This window comes from Rhizobium sp. YTU87027, from assembly GCF_050644135.1.
In the GTDB taxonomy this organism is placed as follows: domain Bacteria; phylum Pseudomonadota; class Alphaproteobacteria; order Rhizobiales; family Rhizobiaceae; genus Rhizobium.
This window is the reverse complement of sequence record NZ_CP098441.1, coordinates 694,221-716,034: the sequence shown is the minus strand read 5'-3', so window position 1 is coordinate 716,034 and position 21,814 is coordinate 694,221. Positions and strand designations below refer to the sequence as shown.

Genomic DNA, 21,814 nt, shown 5'->3' with positions numbered 1-21,814 from the left:
ATGGCCTTTTGGGTCGGTACAAGCTTCAAGATGAACAAGACCCTGGCGGAAGCACTCGCTTTTGCCAGCCGCCTGGCGGAGGCTGATCGCGACAGCGATCCCCTGATACAGCGGTTCGTCATCCCACCCTTCACAGCGGTGCGCGAAGTCAAGCGAGCTCTTTCGGGCACCTCCGTCAAAGTTGGCGCGCAGAACATGCACTGGGAGGATGCGGGTGCATGGACTGGCGAGGTTTCCGCGCCGATGCTCAAGGACTGCGAACTAGACCTGGTGGAGCTTGGCCACTCGGAACGCCGGGAACACTTCGGAGAAACTGACGAAACCGTCGGCTTCAAGGTGGCTGCCGCCGTTCGCCATGGCCTGACGCCCCTGATTTGCATCGGCGAGACATTGCACCAGCGCCAATCCGGGCAGGCCGACGTCGTCTTGCGAAAGCAAGTTGAGGCGGCCCTGGCACCTGTAGCCGACATGGCCCACGCGCAAGTCCTGCTTGCCTACGAGCCCGTCTGGGCGATCGGCGTCAATGGCATTCCGGCCACGGCAGACTACGCATCTGAGCGCCACGGCAAGATCGCCGATGTTGCCATGGGGGTCCTGGGCCGCCAGGTGCCTGTCCTCTACGGCGGCAGCGTCAATCCGCAAAACTGCGAGGAACTGATCGCACAGGCACATATCGATGGCCTGTTCATAGGCCGGTCGGCTTGGTCCGTTGACGGTTATCTCGACATTCTGCGCCGCGTCGCCGCGGCAATCGAACGCTGATCCATTTGCCCCACGGCTAGTGAAAGGAAACTGCCATGAAGATCGCAATTGGCGCCGATAGCGCCGGCAAGCCGCTGCTCGACGTTATCGCCGCTCACCTTGCCGGCAAGGCCGACCTGGAAGTTCACGACCTGAGCCAGTCCGGCTTCTATGCTGACCTGTCGCAGAAGCTCGCACAGACGATCGTCGACGGTGAGCATCACCGCGGTATCCTGATCTGCGGCACCGGCATTGGGGTTTGCATCTCCGCAAACAAGGTCCCGGGGATCCGTGCCGCCCTTACTCATGACACCTACTCGGCTGAACGCGCGGCCAAGTCGAACAACGCCCAGATCATCACGATGGGTGCGCGCGTCATCGGACCCGAACTCGCCAAGTCGATCGTCGATGTCTGGCTTGCGGCCGAGTTCGACCCCAAGGGCGCCTCGGCGGGAAATGTCGAGGCCATCGATCGGCTCGACGCTCAGAAAGCGCCTCACAACTAATGTTACGCTGATATGGTGATTGACTCATCATACCAGATTATGCTCCTATCCAGATCACAGAAAAGGTGAGGAAACATGACCACAATTGCCCTCTTCGGCGCCGGTGGCAAAATGGGCTACCGTCTTGCAAAAAACCTGAAAGGTTCGCGCTTCGACGTCCGCCATATCGAGGTTAGCGACACCGGCAAGGCGCGGTTGAAAGACGATCTCGGCGTCGATTGCGTCGCTCCCTATGCTGGTCTCGAAGGGGCCGAGGTCGTCATCCTGGCTGTCCCCGATACGGCGATTGGCAAGGTGGCCTCGGGCATCGTCGACAAGCTGAAGCCGGGGACCATGGTCGTAGCCCTCGACGCGGCAGCTCCCTTCGCGGGCCATCTGCCGAAGCGGGACGACCTTACCTACTTCGTCACCCATCCCTGCCACCCGCCGATCTTCAATGATGAGACGGAGATGCAGGCCAAGAAGGACCACTTTGGTGGCCTCTTTGCAAAGCAGCACATTGTATCGGCCCTGATGCAGGGACCGGAAAGTGCCTATGGCCTTGGAGAAGAAATCGCCAAGGTCATCTGGGCTCCGGTCATGCGGTCGCACCGGGTCACCGTCGACCAGTTGGCGATGCTGGAGCCGGGCCTTTCGGAGACCGTCTGCGCCTCGCTCCTCGTCGTCATGAAGCAGGCCATGGACGAATGCGTTGCGCGCGGCGTGCCTGAAGAAGCTGCCCGCGACTTCCTGCTTGGACACATGAACGTTCTCGGCGCGGTGATCTTCGGTGAGGTCCAGGGCGTGTTTTCGGATGCCTGCAACAAGGCCATCGAATTCGGAATCCCTGCCCTGATGCGCGACGATTGGAAAAAAGTCTTCGAACCAAAGGAGATCGCCGAAAGTATCCGGCGCATCACCTGACGCAAATTGGGGAGGCAGCAGCCTCCCCTTCAACCGCCCCATGGGAGTTGGGGTCCATTCATACTCGGGAGGACAAACATGAGACTGACACGCAGACTGACACTTGCCGCCTTTGCTGGTGCGCTGGCGCTTGGAACGGCCATTCCGGCCTTCTCCGCGGACTTGATCGCCATCATCACGCCCGCCCATGACAACCCCTTCTTCAAGGCGGAAGCCGTGGGGGCTGAAGCCAAGGCCAAGGAGCTTGGCTACGAAGCTCTCGTCATGACCCATGACGATGATGCCAACAAGCAGTCCGAAATGATTGACACGGCGATCGGTCGTGGAGCCAAGGCAATCATCCTCGACAACGCGGGTGCGGATGCATCGGTCGCTGCCGTCAAGAAGGCGAAGGATGCAGGCATCCCCTCCTTCCTGATCGACCGCGAAATCAATGCCACTGGCGTGGCTGTCGCCCAGATCGTCTCCAACAACTACCAGGGTGCCCAGCTTGGCGCTCAGGAATTCGTCAAGCTAATGGGTGAGAAGGGCAACTATGTCGAGCTGGTCGGCAAGGAGTCCGATACGAACGCCGGTATCCGCTCCCAGGGCTATCACGACGTCATCGACGACTATCCGGATCTGAAGTCGGTTGCCAAGCAGTCGGCGAACTGGAGCCAGACAGAAGCCTATTCGAAGATGGAAACCATCCTGCAAGCCAACCCTGACATCAAGGGCGTGATCTCAGGCAACGACACAATGGCCATGGGCGCAATCGCAGCCCTGCAGGCAGCCGGCCGCAAGGACGTGATTGTCGTCGGGTTCGATGGCTCGAACGATGTCCGTGACTCGATCGGGGCTGGCGGCATCAAGGCCACCGTGCTGCAGCCTGCCTACGCTCAGGCACAGCTCGCTGTCGAGCAGGCCGACGCCTACATCAAGAACAAGACGATGCCAAAGGAAGAGAAGCAGTTGATGGACTGCGTTCTCATCAATTCCGACAACTCTGGCAAGCTCGAGACTTTTGCCCTCACGAACTGATCGTTGCTTAATCCAATGGAGAGGGCGTCGATGGCGCCCTCTGCGCGTTGTTGCTGTTATCGGGGCCTGTCGCATGTGGAGAATGAAGGGCGCTTTGCTCGCCGCGGTGATTGTTGCGGCGCTGCCTGGCTGCAAGATCATCAAGACACCGACTGCGGAGGAAAAGGCCGCGGCCGCTGCCAAGGACGCCTTTGATCCGAAAGCAAGGGTCGACGCGATCTGGCAGCCGCAGGTCGTTCCCTACTTCGAAAAGAAGGCGGGAGAGCTGAAGGATGTCACGCAGCTTGCGACCTCCAGCCCGGATCAGGCCGGTGAGAAATATGGCAACCCACGCAAGCAAAGCAGTTCACCTTGGACCTATGCGGTCAAGTTCACCGGAAAGGTGATCACCGCTGATACCGCCTCACGCGCGGCAACACTTGATGTCGATACCAACGGTGACGGCAAGGCTGACGCGAAGGTCCAAATCGGCCCGGCACTTCGCGGCACCGCCTTGCGCGACACGCTGGACTTCGTCAATTTCAACGAATTCAAAAACCAGATCGAATGGGCCCAGTTCGGCAAGGCATTCAACGAGAAGGCCAACGCGGCCTTCCTTGCCGCTGTGCCGCGCGACGGGCTGGTCGGCAAGACCGTAACCGTCATTGGAGCATATCCCTTACCTAGCGAAGGGCAGCCTCCGCTTGTCACACCTTCGGAACTGACGGTGGGATCATGAGCGTGAGCGAGATATCCAAGGACGATATCATCCTGCGTCTCGAGGACGTGTCGAAGGTCTATTCGGGCATCGTTGCAGTCAAGCGCGCCCATCTCGAGCTTCGTCGTGGCGCGGTAAACGTCCTGGTCGGCGAAAACGGCGCCGGCAAGTCGACGCTGATGAAGATCATCGCTGGTGTCGAGCGTCCGACGCTCGGCAAGATTATCCTTGATGGCGAACAGGTCGCCTTCGACAGCCCGGCCGACGCTCAGGCGCACGGCATCGGGATGATATTCCAGGAGCTCAATCTCTTCGCAAACATGTCTGTCGCAGAAAACATCTTCGCGACCCGCGAGATCACCCGCGGCCTGCGCGGCATCGACCACAAGGCGCAGGTCGAGAAGGCGAGCGCACTTCTGAAACGATTGGACGCCGGAATTAACGCGGAAACGATGGTCGAGGACCTTCCCATCGGCCAGCAGCAACTCGTTGAAATCGCCAAAGCGATATCGCTCAATGCGCGCATCCTCATCATGGACGAGCCGACATCGGCGCTCTCGGCTGCAGAGGTCGAGATCCTCTTCAAGGTGATCGCGGAGTTGAAGGCGCAAGGCGTCGCCATCGTCTATATCTCGCATCGCCTGGAAGAGCTGATGCGGATCGGCGACTATATCACCGTGCTGCGTGATGGCCAGATCACCGGCCAGGCTGTGGTCCGTGACATCGACACGCGCTGGATCGTGCGCTCCATGATCGGTTCCGACGCCAAGGACTTCGCAAAATCCGTGGATCATGCGGTCGGCAAGGAGATGTTCCGTGCGGAGGACATCAGCCTCCCCCGACCGACGGGAGGCCTTGCTGTCGATCATGTCTCGCTTTCAGTCAAATCAGGAGAGATCCTTGGAATCTATGGCCTGATGGGCGCTGGACGCAGCGAGTTCTTCGAGTGCGTGCTCGGGCGCCACATGCACTCGACAGGGAAGATCTTCATTGATGGCGAAGAGATCCACGCGCGCGACGTCACCCGCCGCATCCGCAAGGGGCTGGCGCTGATCCCTGAAGACCGGCAGCGGGAAGGCCTGGTCCAGGTCCTGTCGATCGCCGGCAACCTGTCGCTTGCGAGCCTCAACCGCTTCGCGCGGTTTTTCCACATCAATGCGACGGCAGAGAAGGATGCCATTCGCGACGCCATACGGGAACTATCGATCAAGGCGCCCAATCCGGACTTCGAGGTGACGTCGATGTCAGGTGGCAACCAGCAGAAGGTGGTGATCGGCAAGGCCTTGATGACCAATCCGAAGGTCCTGCTCATGGACGAGCCGAGCCGGGGTATCGACGTCGGCGCCAAGGCTGACGTCTTCCGCACCATGCGCCGGCTGGCGGCCGAAGGACTAGCCATTCTGTTCTCGACCTCGGACCTCGAAGAGGTCATGGCGCTTTCTGATCGCATAGCAGTTCTGAGCAACGGCCAACTGGTCGACGTTTTTAACAGGGCCGAGGCGACGGAGGACGCGATCATCGCGGCTTCGGCCAAGGGACACGGACATCAAGGGAAACGCGCGTCATGACGGCCGCCACATCATCCACTTCCGCACAGGCCAGCGCGAACGGCTCTGTTCTTCTCACTCTGATGAAGCTTAGAACCTTCATCGCACTTTTCGCGGTTATCATCTTCTTTGCGATCTTCGCCCCGAACTTCACGTCAACGGCGAACATGATCCTGATGTCGAAGCATGTGGCGTTGAATGCCTTCCTCGCCATGGGGATGACCTTCGTGATCATCACCGGCGGCATCGACCTGTCCGTGGGATCGATCGTCGGGCTTTGCGGCATGGTGGCCGGCGGATTGATCCTCTACGGCATCGAGCTTCCTATCGGCTATACGATCTACTTCAATCTTTTCGAGATTGTGCTGATCACGCTATCGATCGGGTTACTGATTGGCCTCATCAACGGTCTGCTAATTACCAAGCTGAATGTCGCTCCCTTTATCGCGACGCTCGGCACGCTCTACATTGCCCGGGGCCTCGCTCTGCTCTCCTCGGACGGGCAGACCTTTCCAAACCTCGTTGGTCGCCCTGAATATGCGACGACCGGCTTCGACTTCTTCGGTGCAGGGCGCATCCTCGGACTGCCGGTATCGATCTGGATCCTGATTGCGTTGGCGTTGCTGGCTGCCTACGTCGCGCGTTCCACCCCGATCGGGCGCCACATCTTCGCCGTCGGGGGCAATGAACGCGCAGCCCGCATGTCGGGCATCCGCGTCGATATCGTGAAGATCTTCGTCTACATGTTTTCCGGGCTCTGCGCGGCAATCGTCGGCGTCATCATCTCTTCGGAGCTGATGGCTTCCCATCCGGCGACGGGCGAGAGCTTCGAGCTTAACGCGATCGCGGCAGCCGTCCTTGGTGGCACCTCGATGTCGGGTGGTCGCGGAACTATCGGCGGGACCATCATCGGCGCCTTCGTCATCGGAATCCTGTCAGACGGTTTGGTGATGATGGGCGTTTCGTCCTTCTGGCAGATGGTCATCAAGGGGCTGGTTATCATCATCGCTGTTGTCGTCGACCAGGCGCAGCGCCGCCTGCAACAGCGCGTTACTCTGATGCAAATGGCAAAGGCAGGTTGAAATGTCTGACTTGAACGGCGCATTGATCGGTTGCGGATTCTTCGCGATCAACCAGATGCACGCCTGGAACGATGTCGACGGCGCCAAGATCGTTGCGATCTGCGATCGCGATCCTGAAAGGCTGAAGATCGTCGGCGATCAGTTTGGCATTGAGCGGCGCTACAGTGACGCGAACGCCTTGTTCTCGGACGGCGGCTTTGATTTCGTCGACATCGCCACGACGGTTCAGAGCCATCGGATCCTTGTTGAAATGGGGGCGCAGCACAAGGTGCCCGCGATCTGCCAGAAGCCGTTCGCCAAGACGCTCGCCGATGCCAAGGCAATGGTTGCAGCCTGCCGCGCCGCAGGTGTTCCGCTGATGGTCCACGAGAACTTTCGCTGGCAGAGGCCGATCCAGGCTGTCCGCAAGGTTCTGGACGAGGGATCGATCGGAACGCCATTCTGGGGCCGCTTCTCCTTCCGTTCCGGCTACGATGTCTTTTCGGGCCAGCCCTATCTGGCTGAGGGAGAGCGGTTCATCATAGAGGACCTCGGAATCCACACGCTCGATATCGCCCGCTATATCCTTGGCGACGTGCGCAGCGTCACGGCCCGGACCAAACGCGTCAATCCGCGGATCAAGGGCGAGGATGTAGCGACGATCCTCCTCGATCACGAAAGCGGCGCGACATCGATTGTCGACGTCAGCTACGCTACGAAACTTTCCAAGGAGCCCTTCCCCGAAACATTGATCGAAATCGATGGTTCCGAGGGAACAATCCGTCTGACGCAAGGCTACCAGCTCGAGGTAACAAACGCCAACGGGACTGCGACCGATGACGTATCTCCGATACTACTGTCGTGGGCCTCGCGCCCCTGGCACAACATCCAGGAAAGCGTCTATGCGATCCAGCAGCACTGGGTCGACAAACTGAAGCAGGGTGCGGAGCATTCGACGTCAGGGGCAGACAATCTGAAGACGTTTGCCCTTGTCGAAGGAGCGTATGAAAGCGCAGCCAGCGGTCAGACCGTAGATGTCGGAGCAATGCTGCGATGACCGGCGACCCCTTCCTTCTTTACGGCACCCGTGACGCCGAGACAACACCGGTCCGGCTCAGTGCCAAAAAGCTCGAAGTCGACCTCGTCGGCGGTAACCTTCGAACGATCCGTTACGATGGAACAGAGGTGCTGCGGGCAGTCTCCTACCTTGTTCGTGACCGCGACTGGGGTACGTACAGCCCGGAAATCGTAGATCTGGCGATCGTACAAGACGGAGGTGCGTTCGAAGTAACCTATCGCGCTCGATGCCAAGGACCGGGGGATACCGGCCTCGTCGTTGACGTCCGTATCGTTGGACAGAGCGACCGCCTCGACTTCGAAGCCGAAGCTGCGTCGGAAACCGGCTTCGAGACCAACCGCTGCGGCTTCTGCATTCTTCATCCGATCGTAGGATTGGGCGGCGCACCCGCCACGGTAGAACACGTCGACGGCGCGACGGAGGTGACGCGGTTTCCTGACCTCATCGAACCTTGGCAGCCGTTCAAGGACATGCGCGCCATTACCCACGTGGCGATACCCGGCGTCAGCGCCGAATGCCGGATGGAGGGCGACACCTTCGAGATGGAGGACCAGAGAAACTGGTCGGATGCGTCCTACAAGACCTACGTCAGACCGCTTGCCCTTCCCTGGCCCTATCAAATACCCGCTGGTCAGCCCGTCCGGCAGAAGATATCGCTGATCATCAAGGACAGCCGCCCAGTAGGGCATCCCACGGCTGGCGCCTCGGCAGAAGTGGTCAAACTCCATTTTGGCGGACGGACCGGCGCGATGCCGGCGACCGGCCTGATCATCACGCCCGAGGAGGCCGAGGCTTGTCTGTCGGCGCAACGTTTCCTCGCGGAGATAGCCCCTCAGGAGCTGCTCTTCCATTTCGATCCAGTTGCTGGTCATGGGGTGGAAGCGCTGAAGCGGTTCGCTGACATCGCCGCGACGCACCCCGGTCGCTCGACGTTGGAGATAGCGCTTCCGTGCAGGCAAGCCCCGGCGGATGAAACGGCGACCATTGCACGAGACATGCGCTCGGCCGGCTTCAGGCCGGACGCGATCATGATCTCGCCCTCTGTCGATCGGCAGTCGACGCCGCCTGGAAGCAAATGGCCCGACTGCCCGCCGCTGGAAGAGGTCTACGCTGCGGCCCATGCCGCATTTCCGGGCATCCGGATCGGCGGCGGCATGCTCAGCTACTTCACCGAACTCAACCGCAAGCGTGTGCCGGAGGGGCAGCTTGCGTTTATCAGCCATTGCACGAATCCCATCGTGCATGCGGCCGACGATCTCAGCGTGATGCAGACGTTGGAGGCCCTGCCCTTCATTACCCGCTCGGTGCGTGCGATCTACGGCGACAAGCCCTACCGGATCGGTCCTTCGACAATCCCGATGCGGCAGAATCCCTACGGCAGCCGTACAATGGAAAATCCGTCGGGCGGGCGTATCCCGATGGCCAACCGTGATCCTCGGCACAATGGACAGTTTGCCGCTGCCTTTGCCCTAGCCTATGCGGCAAGCGTTCTGGATGCGGACCTGGAGTGCCTCACGCTCTCTGCGCTGACGGGACCGTTCGGATTGATCGCAGGTGCGGACGAACCAGGCAGAAAAGGCGATCCCCGTCCATTGTTCGGCGCCGTTCGCACGCTCGCAGCGTTGGCGGGAACAAAATGGCAAGAATGCATCTCGAGCTCCCCTTCCAGGGTTCTTGCGTTCGCCAGCATTGGCCCGGCGGGCTCGCAGCTCCACGTCGTCAACGTGACAAGCAACGAACAGGCGGTGGAATGCGACGGCCTGAAGCCCAGGCTGCCGCCGTTCGGCACCGTTATCCTTTCGCTGTCCGATTGACCTCGAGCGCGGCGGCTGCATCTATCGTATCGGAGCTCGATCGGGGGAGGTTGGCGTGAAGACCAAGAAACTAATAAATTCCGGTGCGGATGCCGTCGACGAAATGCTGGAGGGCATCCTGGCGGCTCATCCCGAGCACCTGTACGCGGTTGAAGACATGCCTCGTGCAATCGTCGCCAGGAACGGCCCCCGCAAGGGCAAGGTCGGACTGGTCATCGGCGGCGGCTCCGGCCATGAGCCGACTTTTCTCGGATTCGTCGGCAAGGGGCTTGCTGATGCCGCGGCCGTGGGCAACATCTTCGCATCGCCACCGCCCGACCCGATCATCGCATGCGCGAAGGCGGTCGACGGAGGCGCTGGCGTGCTTTTCATGTACGGAAACTATGCCGGCGACGTTATGAATTTCGACATGGCGACCGAGCTTCTTGGCTTGGACGATATCGAGGCACGAACTGTCCTGACCACGGACGACGTGGCCTCTGCGCCTTCCGACCAAGTCGAGAAGCGGCGCGGAGTCGCTGGCAACGTCTTCATCTTCAAGGCGGCCGGCGCTGCCTGTGACCTGATGTACTCCTTTGACGACGTGGAACGCGTCGCTCGTTACGCGAATTCCCGAACCTATACGATGGGCGTCGCCCTCTCGCCCTGTTCGCTTCCGCAAACGCTCAAACCCAACTTTCTGATCGGCGAAGACGAGATGGAGATCGGCATGGGCATCCATGGCGAACCCGGTGTGGCTCGCGGTCCACTGAGATCGGCCGACGAGGTCACCGACCAGTTGCTGGACGGCATTCTCGGGGAGATGGGCGCCGCGGAGACCGGTGATCGTGTAGCCGTGCTGGTCAACTCACTCGGTTCGACGCCGATGATGGAGCTCTACATCATGATGCGACGCGTGAAGGCCCGTCTTGAAGACGCCGGCCTGCTGATCCACACATCACTTGTTGGAAACTACTGCACATCGCTCGAAATGGCCGGGGCATCGATCACGGTGATGCACCTCGACGACGAGCTGCAGGAATTGATCGATCATCCCTGCGACTGCGCAATGTTTCGAAAGTGAGCAGATGGCGATAGCGACCAGAGAACTGCAGCAAATGTTTTCGCTGACCGCGGAGGAAGTCGCGAAGAATCGCGACCGGCTGTGCGAATTGGACGGTGTCATCGGCGATGGAGATCATGGTCTCGCCATGGATGCCGGCTGGCAAGCGGCATCCAAGGCCGTTCTCCAACTCGACGAGGTCGAAGTCGCCCCGACATTTCTTTTCAACACCGCGGCGAAGGCATTCTTGAATGCAGTCGGAGCATCCTCTGGTCCGCTGTATGCGACCGCATTCATGCGTGCAGGAACTGCCGTTAAGGACAAGCATACGCTATCGGACGACGACTTCCTGGATGCTTTCAGGGCCATGGCACAGGGAATTCAGGACAGGGGCAAGGCCGAGACAGGCGAGAAGACCATGATCGACGCCTGGAGGCCAGCGGCGGACGCCGCGATGGAAACGAGGCGGACGGGGGCGAACATCTCGGCATGCCTTGACGCGGCGGTTCGTGCGGCACGCGATGGCTGCGAAGCAACCCGTGACATGGTTGCCGCAAAAGGGCGTTCCTCCCGACTAGGCGACAGGGCGTTGGGGCATATCGATCCAGGAGCCGCCTCTGCGGTCATCGTGATCGAAGCAATTTCAGCCTTTCTAACCCGGCACGATGGTTAGCTCATCATACCAGTTGACATGTCAATCACTATCTGTAAGAAGGTCCTCAGCTTACAAGAGGAGGACGGTAATGCTGACCCTAACTGCAAAATTGAAATCTGCGAGCATCGTTGCAATGGCTGTTGCCGCGCTATCGGCGACGCCCGCACTGGCCGAAGACATCACCCTCTGGACGCTTAACTTCGATAACAACGCCGCAAACGTTGCCCTCAAGAAAATCGCCAGCGATTTCGAGGCCGCCAACCCCGGAACTCATGTAGAAATCGTCCAACGCGCCGTGGACGAGCATAAGACGGCATTGCGCGTGGCTGCGGGATCCGACAAGGGCCCGGACATCTATTTCAGTTGGGCAGGGCTTGGCCTTGGCGGCGAATACGTGAAGGCCGGTCTCTCGTTGCCTCTCGACAAGTACTACACGGAATACAAGTGGAACGACGAACTGCTCCCGTCCGCCGCGGCTTTCGCTGACCTCTACCCCGGCGGCAAGCATGGCGTTCCGTTCACCTTCAAGGGCGAGGCCGTCTATTATAACAAGAAGCTCTTCGAGCAGGCCGGCATCAAGGAGGAGCCGAAGACCTATGAGGATCTCCTTGCCGCTGCAGAGAAGCTGAAGGCTGCGGGCATTCCTGCCTTCACGTTCGGCGGAACAGTCAACTGGCACGTCATGCGCCTGATGGACGTTATCCTCGAAACCAAGTGCGGCGCCGACAAGCACGATGCTCTGAAGGCGATGAAGGTCGACTGGACGAAGGAGCAGTGCGCAACCGACGCGTTCGCCGAATTCGCCAAGTGGACGAAGGACTATACGCTGCAGCCGTTCATGGGCATCGACAACAAGCAGTCCTATAGCCTCTTCACGGCCGGGCGTGCGGCGATGATGCTCGAAGGTGACTGGCTCGTCAGCCAGCTTGACGGCAGCGGCGCAAACCTTGACGACTACGGCATCTTCCCCTTCCCGACGAACACCGATCGTCTCTATGGCTTCGCCGAGTACAACTATGTCAGCACGAAGAGCAAAAGCCCTGACATGGCGGCCAAGTTCCTGGATTACTTCCTGTCCGACAAGGTTCAGCAGGATCTGGTTGGCCAGATCAGCTCGATCTCGGTCAACAAGAACGTGCAGTACACGAACCAGAAGCCTCTTGAAGCCGAGTGGCTCGACATCTTCAAGAAGTACGGCAAGGTCTACATGAACGGCGACCAGGCCTTCCCGCTTGATGTCACGACGGAGTACTTCCGCATCATCAATGAAGTCGCCTCCGGCAATGTTGAGCCGGCCGACGCTGCCAAGCAGCTCCAGAGCTTCATCGCCAGCCGGACCTAGTTCCTCCCAGCGCGCCAGCCGATTTGACTGACCGTCGATCGGCTGGTGCACCGTTCAATGAGCTGGCGGGGTCGCTTCGCTGCCAGGAGGAGAACATGTCACTACGTCACACGACACACAATCCGCGGGCTCAAGCGGTCATTCTGCTCGTTCCAGCATTGGCAATCTACGCGGTATTCGCGCTCTATCCGATGCTGAACGTCGTGCTTCTGAGCTTTCAGAAATGGAACGGTTTGGATGCGAACCGCCAGTTCGTCGGACTTGCCAACTACACGGCAATCTTTACCCGCGACCCCGTCTTCTGGGTTGCCTTCCGCAACACGGTGATCTGGACCTTGATGAGCCTGGTCTTTCCGCCGATGGTCGGGCTACTTCTTGCACTTAGCCTCAATCAGAAGATCTTCGGACGCAACAGTCTCAGAGCAATCTTCTATCTTCCCGTCATCATCGCCCCTATTGCTGTCGCGACCATGTGGAAGTGGATGTATGACCCGTTCTTCGGTCTTTTTAGCCAGATGCTGACCTCCTGGGGCATGCAGGCCTGGATCAAGGACTGGCTGGGAAACAAGGACATTGCCCTCTACTCCGTCTTCGTCGCCTACATCTGGCAGACTGTCGGCTTTTCGATGGTCCTGTTCCTCGCTGGCCTGCAAAACGTTTCCCAGACGCTCGTTGAAGCCGCACGCATCGATGGCGCGGGGCGCTTTGCCGTGTTCAAGCACGTGACGCTGCCGGCCCTGCGTCCGACCATCACCATCGTACTCGTGCTATCGATCATCTCGTCCCTCAAGGCCTTTGACATTGTTTACGGTCTGACAGGTGGCGGTCCGGCCCAGTCCACGCAGATGCTGGCGTTGTGGGCGTTCACGCAGGCCATGCAGATCTTCGATTTTGGTCGCGGCGCAGCCATCTCGGTAGTCCTGCTGCTGATCACGATGGCGGTTGTCATCCCCTACCTTCGATGGACACAGAAGCACGAGGAGGTTGAATCGTGACAGCAATCCCGACCGATCCCGCTGTTGTGCACATGGAAGCGAAACCATCTTCGATGAAGCGCGATCCCATTCTGATTGGCCTCTGTATCGCCCTGGTGATCGTAGCGCTGATCTGGGTCGCACCGTTCGTGTTCATCGTCTTCACATCGCTGAAGACGCCTGCTTCGGTGACGAGCACTGGCGCGTTCATGCCGCCGACCGAGCTTGCTTTCGACAACTACAGCGGCGCCTGGAGCCGGGGCAACTTCGCGAACTCGTTCTTCAACAGCGTCATCATCACCGTCATCAAGGTGCCGCTCGGACTTATGCTGTCGGCGATGGCGGCCTATGCGCTCGCCAAGATCAAGCTTCGATTCAGCAAGGCTTTATTGCTGCTCGTCGTATTCGGTACGATGATCCCCTTCCAGGTCATGCTCGCGCCTCTGTTCACTTTGGTGAATTCGTTCGGGCTGATCGACACCTATCCGGGCGTCATTCTTCCCTATATCGCCTTCGGCGTTCCCTATCAGGTCTTCATCCTGCACGGCTTCTTCAAGGGGATTCCAAAGGAGCTGTCGGAAGCCGCCCTCATCGACGGAGCGACGCACTTCACGATTTTCAGACGGATATTCCTTCCGGTCTGCCTACCAGTTCTCGCGGCCCTGCTCATCCTTGATTTCGTCTCCACCTGGAACGAATTCGCCATGGCACTGGTCCTTCTGCAAGACCAGAAGATGTGGACGCTGCCACTCGGCCTCATGTCCTTCCAGGGGCAGTTCTCGAGCAACTACGGGCAACTCAACGCAGCCATCGTCATGACCGTCCTGCCGGCGACGATCGTATACCTGATGTTTCAGCGCTACTTCGTGTCCGGCCTCACGTCCGGTGCGGTAAAGGGTTGAGGCCACAAGCTTATTCTACGAGGAGAGAATTCAATGTCCAATGCAACAGTCGAAAAATGGGGCGTGTTCGAGGCCTCTTTCCAAGGTCCCTCCGACGGCAACCCCTATCTCGACGTGGCATTCGATGCCATCTTCACGCACAAGAGCCGGGAGGTCAGGGTTCCAGGCTTTTACGACGGCAATGGGACCTATCGCGTTCGCTTCATGCCTGATATCGAGGGCGAATGGTCCTTCCGCACCCGCTCGCAGACCGCAGCGCTTGATGGAAAGACTGGGGCCCTGGTCACCACAGCACCTTCGTCGGGCAACCATGGCCCTGTCCGGGTGCGCAACAAGTTCCACTTCGCTTACGCGGACGGGACGCCCTTCTTCTCGTTTGGCACGACCTGCTATGCCTGGACGCACCAGCCGCTTGAGATGCAACAGCAGACCCTCGATACGTTGAAGAAGACAAAGTTCAACAAGATCCGCATGGGCGTCTTCCCGAAGGACTATCCCTACAACGTCAACGAGCCCCTTTATGCCTGCTTCGAGAAGGGCGCCGATGGCAAGGAAAACTTCGACCGTCCAAATCCGGCGCTCTTCCAGCATTTCGATAGGCAGGTCGCAGCCTTGTGCGCGCTGGGCATTGAAGCCGACATCATCATGTTCCACCCTTACGACCGCTGGGGCTATGCGGACATGTCCGCCGAACAGGACTACCGCTACGTCGCCTATCTTGCGGCGCGCCTGTCAGCCTACAGGAACGTCTGGTGGTCGCTTGCCAACGAGTACGACTTCCTGATCGACACCAAGCCGATGGCGCAGTGGGATCGCTACTTCCACATTCTGGAGGAAAACGATCCCTACCAGCACCTTCGCTCGATCCACAATGGCGACGTCAACTCAATCTACGATCATCGCAAGCCATGGGTTACCCACACCTGCATCCAGAACCCGGACGTCAAGCGTACCCAGGAATGGCGTGACACTTATGGCAAGCCCGTGGTGAACGACGAGCCCGAATACGAAGGCGACATTCTGGAGTCCTGGGGCAACCTCACTGCTCAGGAACTCGTTCACCGCTACTGGATCACGGCGACACGCGGCGGCTACACGGGCCACGGCGAGACCTATTCCCATCCGGAGGACTTGATCTGGTGGGCGAAGGGCGGCGAGCTTCATGGCGAAGCATGGAAGCGGATCGGTTTCCTTCGCGACCTTCTCGACGCCGATGTCAAGAACGGCCTCGACCCGATCGGTCCGGTCACGCAGTGGCCGTGGTCGCGCGTGTCTGGCGCGCGTGATGGCGACGGCGATTTCCGCCTGATCTACTTTGGCGAACATCAACCGGTGATCTGGTCGTCCGGGCTGCCCATGGACGGCGACAGCTACGAGGTCGACCTCATCGATACCTGGGATATGACGATCACTCCCGCCGAAAAGGTCAAGGCTCCAGTGACGCATCCTGTGCGACACGGTGCGGTGACACGCGGAGGAAAGCCGGACGCTGCCTTCGGTGTCGTCATCCCGCGCAAACCGCATCAGGCGCTGCGCGTTCGCGCAAAGCGCTAGTTTAGTGCCCGTCCATAAACGGTAAGCTACTGAAAATATTGGATGAATCGCTATATTTCTGCGAGCAAAGCCCGGCGGTTTCAGGTACACTTTAGATCAAGCGACTGATTCTAAAGGGAAACCCGTAACCGCCGGAGCCGACAATGCGCCAAGAACGCACCGTCCAGGCCAGATCCTATGAGGAGGGTGGATAGCGACCTACGCTGTGGCAAAGTGCGGTTGCTTGGACACAAACACCCTACCCTTGGAGGCAAGCATGCTCGTTGCAGCTCACCGATCCGAAGCGCCGACCGCCATCCGCACCGATCTTTGCGCAATTTTCGTCTCATTGGAATTGAGTCGCTCGAAATGGCTGATCACCTCGCTGTCGCCGGGTGGCGGCGAGAAGATGTCGAAACATATGGTGGCGGCCAGCGACGTCGCCGGCATGCTGGCGCGCTTTGCCGAACTCAAGAGGAAGGCGCGGGCGCGAACCGGACGGTGCTTTCCGATCATTGTCATCCAGGAAGCTGGGCTCGACGGCTTCTGGATCCATCGGGTGTTGGAGGCCGAGGGGATCGAAAGCTACGTCGTCGATCCGGCATCGATTGCAACCTCGCGCCGGCGGCGGCGGGCCAAGACCGATAGGATCGACGGCGAAGCGCTGGTTCGGGCATTGCTCGCCTATCAGCGGGGCGAGCCGCGGGTATGCGCCATGCTCCACGTTCCGACGCCCGAGGAAGAGGACCAGCGCCGCCTCTCGCGTGAGCGCGAGGCCTTGACGAACGAGCGCATACGACACGTTAACCGCATCAAGGGCCTACTGTTCAGCCAGGGCGTATCCGACTACGAGCCGCTGCGCCGCGATCGACGCAAGCGACTGGAGGAGTGCAAGACCGGCGACGGCCGTCCGCTGCCGGGACATTTGAAGGCGCAGATCGGCCGCGAACTCGATCGGCTGGAACTGTTGCTCGAGCAGATCAAGACTATTGAGGCCGGCCGCGACGCCATGCTCGCTGCCACGCAGGTCGTCTCGCCAGCACCGACGATGCTGCTCACCTTGAAAGGCATCGGGCCGGAGTTTGCCGCCGTGCTGTGGTCGGAAGGGCTGTCGCGTCACTTCGACAACCGACGACAGGTTGCCGCCTATGCCGGCCTTGCGCCGACACCCTGGCAGAGTGGCTCGGTCGATCACGACCAGGGGGTCTCAAAATCCGGCAATCCAAGGCTGCGAACGACGCTGATCCAGATGGCCTGGCTGTGGCTGCGTCATCAACCGCACGCGGCGCTGACCGTGTGGTTCAAGGATCGGGTCAAGCAGAACGGCGGCCGTCTCAAGAAGACGACGATTGTCGCGCTAGCCCGCAAGCTGCTCGTTGCGCTGTGGAAATATGTCAATGCCGGCGTCGTTATCGAGGGCGCGGTCTTAAAGACCGTCTGATCGGTTACCCGAACTGAATTCTGCAATCTTCCAGGACCCGATCAGTCCTGGCGGATCCAGGTGGGACGAACCGAGAATATGCATGGCCCTGAAACGGCCGTAGGCTAGAATGGTCTCGTCCTCCTGAGCCCTTGTCCGCCGCAAGCGGGATGTTGGTGCCGCTGTTTCGAACAGCGACCGTATATAAGTTGGATCTGGCTTGGCAACGAGCCGCGTCTTGCAATCGGGCTCAGACCGTGGACGCCGTAACAACCGACGGAGTGCAAGAAATGTCACCCTGACGACAGTTCCACATTGACGCTCCTCATATAAGCATATTCGATCTTTTCGCCGAACACGAGATTGGCCGTGAACTGAAAGCGATGTCGCAGTGGCTGGACGAGCATCCCGAGCTGCTGAGCCAGGTGACGCAGGATCTGCGCCGACACGGCATCAGGGAAACCGGCCGCGAGGGCCTGCCGACGGAGGCGGTGCTGCGCTGCGCGCTACTCAAGCAATATCACCAGTTGAGCTATCAGGAGCTGGCGTTCCATCTGGAAGACTCCGCCTCGTTCCGGGCTTTTGCCCGGCTGCCGAGGGGGTGGAGCCCGAAGAAGTCGGTCTTGCACAAGACGATCAGCGCGATCCGGGCGCAAACCTTTGAAGAGATCAACCGGGTGCTGCTGGCGAGCGCCCGACAGGAGAAGCTGGAAAGTGGCAAGGTCGTGCGTGTGGACAGCACCGTCACCGCCGCACTGATCCATGAGCCGAGCGATAGCAGCCTGTTGTGGGACGCCGTGCGGGTGATGGTGCGGCTGTTGCAGCGGGCCGATGCACTGGGTAGCGCCATCCCATGGCACGACCACCGCCGCGCGGCAAAGAAATGGGCTCGGGCGATCAAATATACCCGTGGCCGCCCCAAACGGATCAAGCACTACCGCGCACTGCTCAAGATCACGCGCACGACCGTGAGTTATCTGCAGCAGGCGAGTGAACAGTTGCCCCTGGCGGCGGGCCCGGGCGGCGAACTGTGGCAGGCCCAGCTCCGCCACTACCGGCCGCTGATCGCACGGATCATCGCCCAGACCGAGCGGCGGGTCCTGGCCGGGGAGCCGGTGCCGGCCGATGAGAAGCTGGTGAGCTTGTTCGAGCCGCATGCCGACATCATCGTCAAGGGTAGCCGCGACGTCGACTACGGCCACAAACTCAATCTGACCACCGGCAGAAGTGGACTGATCCTCGACCTCGTCGTCGAAGCCGGCAACCCGGCCGACAGCGAGCGATTCTTGCCGATGCTGGAACGCCACATCGCCTTCTATGGCCAGCCGCCGCGTCAGGCGGCGGCCGACGGCGGCTATGCCAGCCGCGCCAATCTGAGTGGAGCCAAAGCCTGCGGCGTCCGTGACATGGCGTTCCACAAGAAGTGCGGCCTCAGCATCGAAGACATGGTCACAAGCCGCTGGGTCTATCGCAAGCTGCGCAACTTCCGCGCCGGCATCGAGGCTGGCATTTCTTGCCTGAAACGCACTTATGGCTTGGGGCGCTGCACCTGGCGCGGGCTCGACCACTTCAGGGCTTATGTCTGGTCCTCGGTCGTCGCATACAATCTCGCCCTCTTCGCCCGCCTCAGGCCGAGCTGACGCCCGTCATCCGGCAGCGTTCAGAGCACGCCCGGCGAGCGTCGGGATACCCCATGACCCCATTGCCGCCAGATCGCTCTTCGGGCCACAACCCGCATGGCCTTGTGCCATCTCGCGTCCAAAAAACACCCTTCAGTGGACAAGCAACCTTGAAAACCACAGAAAAACAGCCGTTTATGGACGGGCACTAGTTTAGGGGTTCCGAAATGTCTGGATTGAACATCAAGAACGTCAAGAAGTCCTACGGGGCGGTTGATATCATCCACGGCGTCGACGTCGACATCGCCAATGGCGAGTTCGTCATTCTCGTCGGTCCTTCCGGCTGCGGCAAGTCGACGTTGTTGCGCATGATCGCCGGCCTCGAGGAGATTTCGTCTGGGCAGATCAGCATCGACGGCAGGGTCGTCAACGATCTGCAGCCAAAGGATCGCAACATCGCGATGGTCTTCCAGAACTATGCGCTCTATCCGCAGATGACGGTTGCCCAGAACATGGGCTTCGCCCTCGAGCTTGCAGGTGTGAAGCGACCGGAGATCGACAAGAAGGTCAGCGAGGCGGCAGCCATCCTTGGACTGCAGCCTCTGCTCGAGCGGAAGCCCGCGCAACTGTCTGGTGGTCAACGACAGCGCGTTGCCATGGGGCGCGCCATCGTCCGCGATCCCAAGGTGTTTTTGTTCGACGAACCTCTCTCGAACCTTGACGCCAAGCTCCGTGTCAAGATGCGCGCGGAGATCAAGGCGCTTCACCAGCGCCTGAAAACGACGATCGTCTACGTCACGCACGATCAGATCGAAGCCATGACCATGGCCGACAAAATCGTTGTTCTACAAGGAGGGCGCGTCGAGCAGATCGGCAGTCCACTCGAGCTATATGATCGACCGCGAAACGTATTCGTCGCTGGTTTCCTGGGATCACCTGCAATGAATTTCCTGGAGGGAATTCTACAGGACTCCGGCAGCCCTGCTTTGACCCTCGCAGGCGGTTCGCGGGTAAGCCTTTCGCGCGCTCCGAGCGCATCTGCGGGCAAGCCTTTGGTGCTTGGAATTCGTCCGGAAGACATCACGCTTGGCGGTGACGATGGGGTCGACGCAGTCGTGAAGGTCGTCGAACCGACCGGTTCCGAGACCCACGTAGCTGTGGAAGTCGAAGGCAAGGAACTGACATGGGTGGTCCGCGAGCGTGTCGAGCTTGTTCCCGAGCAACGCGTGAAGCTTTCGCTCGGAACCTCCAAGGTTCACTTCTTCGACCAGCAGACCCAGCAACGGCTAGACGTGTAGCCCGGCTCGAAAGGCGGAACTGCGTTGACCAAACCGGAGCTTTTGCTGCTGTGTCCATACCCCGCGTGGGATATGGAGCCGCTCCAAGCCTCGTTCTTAATCCATCGCGGTTGGGAAGAAGACGATCTCTGGACTGGGCGGAAAATAATGGCCAAGGTATTCGAGCCATGGCCATATCGGGAGGCATTGGCGCCTCTCGGGAGCTGATGGCGCGGCTCTGATCCTGGCCGAACGGCTCGAATGCAGCGCGCAGCCAGGAGCGAGATTGTCGGCTTCCTCGAAAACGATCGCCACGATGAAACCGTCCCGGACTGGCGAGTGCTACCGTACTCGCGCTTAGGTGCGTCGGGCCGAATCTGGCCTGCGTGCGGCGTCCATTGTTATGCCGTCGGCGTCATCAAGGCTAAGAACGAATGGCAGGGGGATATCCAGCTGCGCACGCTCCCAGACGAGGTGGTCTATCTCACGGGTCGGCCGGTCGCGGCGTTGAATGCCTGGCTCGACGCCGCCAGGATCGACAAGGGCAGTGTCTTTCGGGCCATCGATCGCTGGGGCAACGTTTCGAGGCGAACGCTCGATCCGAAATCGGTAAACGACATTGTCAAGCAGCGGGCGGCTCTTGCCGGTCTGGAGCCAGGAGAGTTTTCCGCGCACGGGTTGCGTTCGGGCTATCTGACGGAAGCCGCCAATCGGGGGATTCCTCTTGTCGAAGCGATGGAGCAGTCGCGCCACCGATCCGTGCAGCAGGCATCAAGCTGCTACAACAACGCGACGCGGCGCAGTGGCCGGGCGGCCCGCATGCTTTGACCGCACGCCGCTCGGCGATTGATTTCGTGTCGCAAAACGGCGAAAGTCGCCTTCGGATACAGACCGCAAAGCGTTCAAAAGCCGCTGATAAAGAGCCGTCGCCTTGCCGCCACGCTCGTATTCTCCATAGGTAACAAGCCCCACAAATGCGGCAACAAAAGCTGGCGCGCTCGAAAGTGTTAAAAATCCCACGGATTGAGGAGGCCGAGACCTGTCGTTTCGAAATCCTTGAGATTGCGCGTGGCCAAGCGTCCGCCGTTCACGCGAGCTATCGCAGCGATCATCGCATCCGGTGCTGACATTGCGTGACCCTGACGAGCCGCCTGCCCCATGATTTCACCGTAAGCGAGCGCGGCTTCTTCTGTGAGACCAAACATTCGATCGGCAAACCGACGACGCCATTCCGCCAGTCCCTGTTCCAAACGATCGGCCCGCTGGTCCGGCCTGATCTTTTGAATGCCGAAAGCGATCTCGGCGATTGTCACAGTGGGCAGTGCCAATTCCGCGTCGAACCGAACCAGCCAGGCCATGACGGCTTCGTTAGGGTCCTTCCGCAACGTCTCCGAGACGACGTTCGTATCGAGAAAGATCAAAGCTCGATGCCCTGATGAGGACGACGGCTTTCACGGATGATGGTATCCAGGTCGATATCTGTGGCAGCTTGCGCGTTGACGCGTCGGTAGAAGCTCGCCGCCGGTTCGCGACCCGCCTCGCGTGTTTCGTAGGCTTCAAGCGCGCGTTCGACCACTTCGGCAATCGAACGATTTTCACGGCGAGCCAGTCGGTGAGCCAGATCCCTTGCCTTGGAGCTTCGGACAGAGAGTTGTGGTGCGGCCATTGCAGTCTCCTTTACTG

Annotated in this window: 20 protein-coding genes and 1 pseudogene; 19 read left to right on the top strand and 2 right to left on the bottom strand. The window is 59.9% G+C overall.

Going from position 1 to position 21,814, the window contains the following annotated elements:
* The 19 genes and pseudogenes from NBG89_RS22135 to NBG89_RS22045 all read left to right on the top strand — a co-directional run.
* On the top strand, window positions 1–762 hold the full coding sequence (locus NBG89_RS22135) for a triose-phosphate isomerase (RefSeq protein WP_431324244.1): 762 nt from the start codon (window positions 1–3) through the stop codon (window positions 760–762).
* A gap of 35 nt (window positions 763–797) precedes the next feature.
* Window positions 798–1,247: an RpiB/LacA/LacB family sugar-phosphate isomerase gene (locus tag NBG89_RS22130; RefSeq protein ID WP_062370011.1), complete on the top strand. Its 450-nt coding sequence runs from the start codon at window positions 798–800 to the stop codon at window positions 1,245–1,247.
* Between the two features lie 75 nt (window positions 1,248–1,322).
* Window positions 1,323–2,150, top strand: coding sequence for a phosphogluconate dehydrogenase C-terminal domain-containing protein (locus tag NBG89_RS22125; protein ID WP_431324243.1), 828 nt, complete (start codon window positions 1,323–1,325; stop codon window positions 2,148–2,150).
* Window positions 2,151–2,228: 78 nt separating this feature from the next.
* On the top strand, window positions 2,229–3,170 hold the full coding sequence (locus NBG89_RS22120; RefSeq protein ID WP_431324242.1) for a D-ribose ABC transporter substrate-binding protein: 942 nt from the start codon (window positions 2,229–2,231) through the stop codon (window positions 3,168–3,170).
* Window positions 3,171–3,243: 73 nt separating this feature from the next.
* Complete coding sequence (locus NBG89_RS22115; protein WP_431324241.1) at window positions 3,244–3,888, top strand: DUF2291 family protein; 645 nt, start codon at window positions 3,244–3,246, stop codon at window positions 3,886–3,888.
* Window positions 3,885–5,435 carry a sugar ABC transporter ATP-binding protein gene (locus NBG89_RS22110; protein WP_431324240.1) on the top strand — a complete coding sequence of 517 codons (1,551 nt, stop codon included), beginning with the start codon at window positions 3,885–3,887 and terminating at the stop codon, window positions 5,433–5,435. Before NBG89_RS22115 ends, NBG89_RS22110 begins: the two co-directional genes overlap by 4 nt.
* On the top strand, window positions 5,432–6,496 hold the full coding sequence (locus tag NBG89_RS22105) for an ABC transporter permease (RefSeq protein WP_192241438.1): 1,065 nt from the start codon (window positions 5,432–5,434) through the stop codon (window positions 6,494–6,496). The genes NBG89_RS22110 and NBG89_RS22105 overlap by 4 nt, the downstream gene beginning before the upstream one ends.
* 1 nt (window position 6,497) lies before the next feature.
* Entirely contained in the window at window positions 6,498–7,532 is a 1,035-nt protein-coding gene (locus NBG89_RS22100; RefSeq protein ID WP_431324239.1) for a Gfo/Idh/MocA family protein, read from the top strand.
* Window positions 7,529–9,367, top strand: a complete 1,839-nt coding sequence (gene apnL, locus NBG89_RS22095) for a D-apionate lactonase (RefSeq protein ID WP_431324238.1) — start codon at window positions 7,529–7,531, stop codon at window positions 9,365–9,367. The genes NBG89_RS22100 and apnL overlap by 4 nt, the downstream gene beginning before the upstream one ends.
* 55 nt (window positions 9,368–9,422) lie before the next feature.
* A complete protein-coding gene (locus NBG89_RS22090) occupies window positions 9,423–10,430 on the top strand; it encodes a dihydroxyacetone kinase subunit DhaK (RefSeq protein ID WP_431324237.1) in 1,008 nt (335 codons plus the stop codon).
* 4 nt (window positions 10,431–10,434) lie between these two features.
* The gene (dhaL, locus tag NBG89_RS22085; protein WP_431324236.1) at window positions 10,435–11,082 is read left to right on the top strand and encodes a dihydroxyacetone kinase subunit DhaL; all 648 of its coding nucleotides are present in this window, start codon (window positions 10,435–10,437) and stop codon (window positions 11,080–11,082) included.
* A 70-nt stretch (window positions 11,083–11,152) separates the two neighbouring features.
* A complete protein-coding gene (locus NBG89_RS22080) occupies window positions 11,153–12,406 on the top strand; it encodes an extracellular solute-binding protein (RefSeq protein WP_431324235.1) in 1,254 nt (417 codons plus the stop codon).
* Between the two features lie 95 nt (window positions 12,407–12,501).
* Window positions 12,502–13,401, top strand: coding sequence for a carbohydrate ABC transporter permease (locus tag NBG89_RS22075; protein WP_431324234.1), 900 nt, complete (start codon window positions 12,502–12,504; stop codon window positions 13,399–13,401).
* On the top strand, window positions 13,398–14,282 hold the full coding sequence (locus tag NBG89_RS22070) for a carbohydrate ABC transporter permease (RefSeq protein WP_431324233.1): 885 nt from the start codon (window positions 13,398–13,400) through the stop codon (window positions 14,280–14,282). Before NBG89_RS22075 ends, NBG89_RS22070 begins: the two co-directional genes overlap by 4 nt.
* A gap of 33 nt (window positions 14,283–14,315) precedes the next feature.
* Window positions 14,316–15,836, top strand: a complete 1,521-nt coding sequence (locus NBG89_RS22065; RefSeq protein WP_431324232.1) for a DUF5060 domain-containing protein — start codon at window positions 14,316–14,318, stop codon at window positions 15,834–15,836.
* Window positions 15,837–16,092: 256 nt separating this feature from the next.
* Entirely contained in the window at window positions 16,093–17,256 is a 1,164-nt protein-coding gene (locus NBG89_RS22060) for an IS110 family transposase (RefSeq protein WP_431323304.1), read from the top strand.
* A 293-nt stretch (window positions 17,257–17,549) separates the two neighbouring features.
* Window positions 17,550–18,875: an ISNCY family transposase gene (locus tag NBG89_RS22055; RefSeq protein ID WP_431324517.1), complete on the top strand. Its 1,326-nt coding sequence runs from the start codon at window positions 17,550–17,552 to the stop codon at window positions 18,873–18,875.
* Window positions 18,876–19,081: 206 nt separating this feature from the next.
* Window positions 19,082–20,152, top strand: coding sequence for an ABC transporter ATP-binding protein (locus NBG89_RS22050; protein ID WP_431324231.1), 1,071 nt, complete (start codon window positions 19,082–19,084; stop codon window positions 20,150–20,152).
* 447 nt (window positions 20,153–20,599) lie between these two features.
* A pseudogene (locus NBG89_RS22045) lies at window positions 20,600–20,959 on the top strand (tyrosine-type recombinase/integrase); the annotation flags it as partial.
* A gap of 179 nt (window positions 20,960–21,138) precedes the next feature.
* Here the strand turns inward: NBG89_RS22045 and NBG89_RS22040 are convergent.
* Window positions 21,139–21,552: a type II toxin-antitoxin system VapC family toxin gene (locus tag NBG89_RS22040; RefSeq protein ID WP_431324230.1), complete on the bottom strand. Its 414-nt coding sequence runs from the start codon at window positions 21,550–21,552 to the stop codon at window positions 21,139–21,141.
* A complete protein-coding gene (locus NBG89_RS22035) occupies window positions 21,549–21,797 on the bottom strand; it encodes a type II toxin-antitoxin system VapB family antitoxin (RefSeq protein WP_431324229.1) in 249 nt (82 codons plus the stop codon). Before NBG89_RS22035 ends, NBG89_RS22040 begins: the two co-directional genes overlap by 4 nt.
* Window positions 21,798–21,814: the final 17 nt, after the last annotated feature.

Coding starts and splice junctions, on each gene's coding strand:
- NBG89_RS22135 (WP_431324244.1), top strand. CDS start 1: ATGGCCTTTTGGGTCGGTACAAGCTTCAAGATGAACAAGACCCTGGCG.
- NBG89_RS22130 (WP_062370011.1), top strand. CDS start 798: ATGAAGATCGCAATTGGCGCCGATAGCGCCGGCAAGCCGCTGCTCGAC.
- NBG89_RS22125 (WP_431324243.1), top strand. CDS start 1,323: ATGACCACAATTGCCCTCTTCGGCGCCGGTGGCAAAATGGGCTACCGT.
- NBG89_RS22120 (WP_431324242.1), top strand. CDS start 2,229: ATGAGACTGACACGCAGACTGACACTTGCCGCCTTTGCTGGTGCGCTG.
- NBG89_RS22115 (WP_431324241.1), top strand. CDS start 3,244: ATGTGGAGAATGAAGGGCGCTTTGCTCGCCGCGGTGATTGTTGCGGCG.
- NBG89_RS22110 (WP_431324240.1), top strand. CDS start 3,885: ATGAGCGTGAGCGAGATATCCAAGGACGATATCATCCTGCGTCTCGAG.
- NBG89_RS22105 (WP_192241438.1), top strand. CDS start 5,432: ATGACGGCCGCCACATCATCCACTTCCGCACAGGCCAGCGCGAACGGC.
- NBG89_RS22100 (WP_431324239.1), top strand. CDS start 6,498: ATGTCTGACTTGAACGGCGCATTGATCGGTTGCGGATTCTTCGCGATC.
- apnL (WP_431324238.1), top strand. CDS start 7,529: ATGACCGGCGACCCCTTCCTTCTTTACGGCACCCGTGACGCCGAGACA.
- dhaL (WP_431324236.1), top strand. CDS start 10,435: ATGGCGATAGCGACCAGAGAACTGCAGCAAATGTTTTCGCTGACCGCG.
- NBG89_RS22080 (WP_431324235.1), top strand. CDS start 11,153: ATGCTGACCCTAACTGCAAAATTGAAATCTGCGAGCATCGTTGCAATG.
- NBG89_RS22075 (WP_431324234.1), top strand. CDS start 12,502: ATGTCACTACGTCACACGACACACAATCCGCGGGCTCAAGCGGTCATT.
- NBG89_RS22065 (WP_431324232.1), top strand. CDS start 14,316: ATGTCCAATGCAACAGTCGAAAAATGGGGCGTGTTCGAGGCCTCTTTC.
- NBG89_RS22060 (WP_431323304.1), top strand. CDS start 16,093: ATGCTCGTTGCAGCTCACCGATCCGAAGCGCCGACCGCCATCCGCACC.
- NBG89_RS22050 (WP_431324231.1), top strand. CDS start 19,082: ATGTCTGGATTGAACATCAAGAACGTCAAGAAGTCCTACGGGGCGGTT.
- NBG89_RS22035 (WP_431324229.1), bottom strand. CDS start 21,797: ATGGCCGCACCACAACTCTCTGTCCGAAGCTCCAAGGCAAGGGATCTG.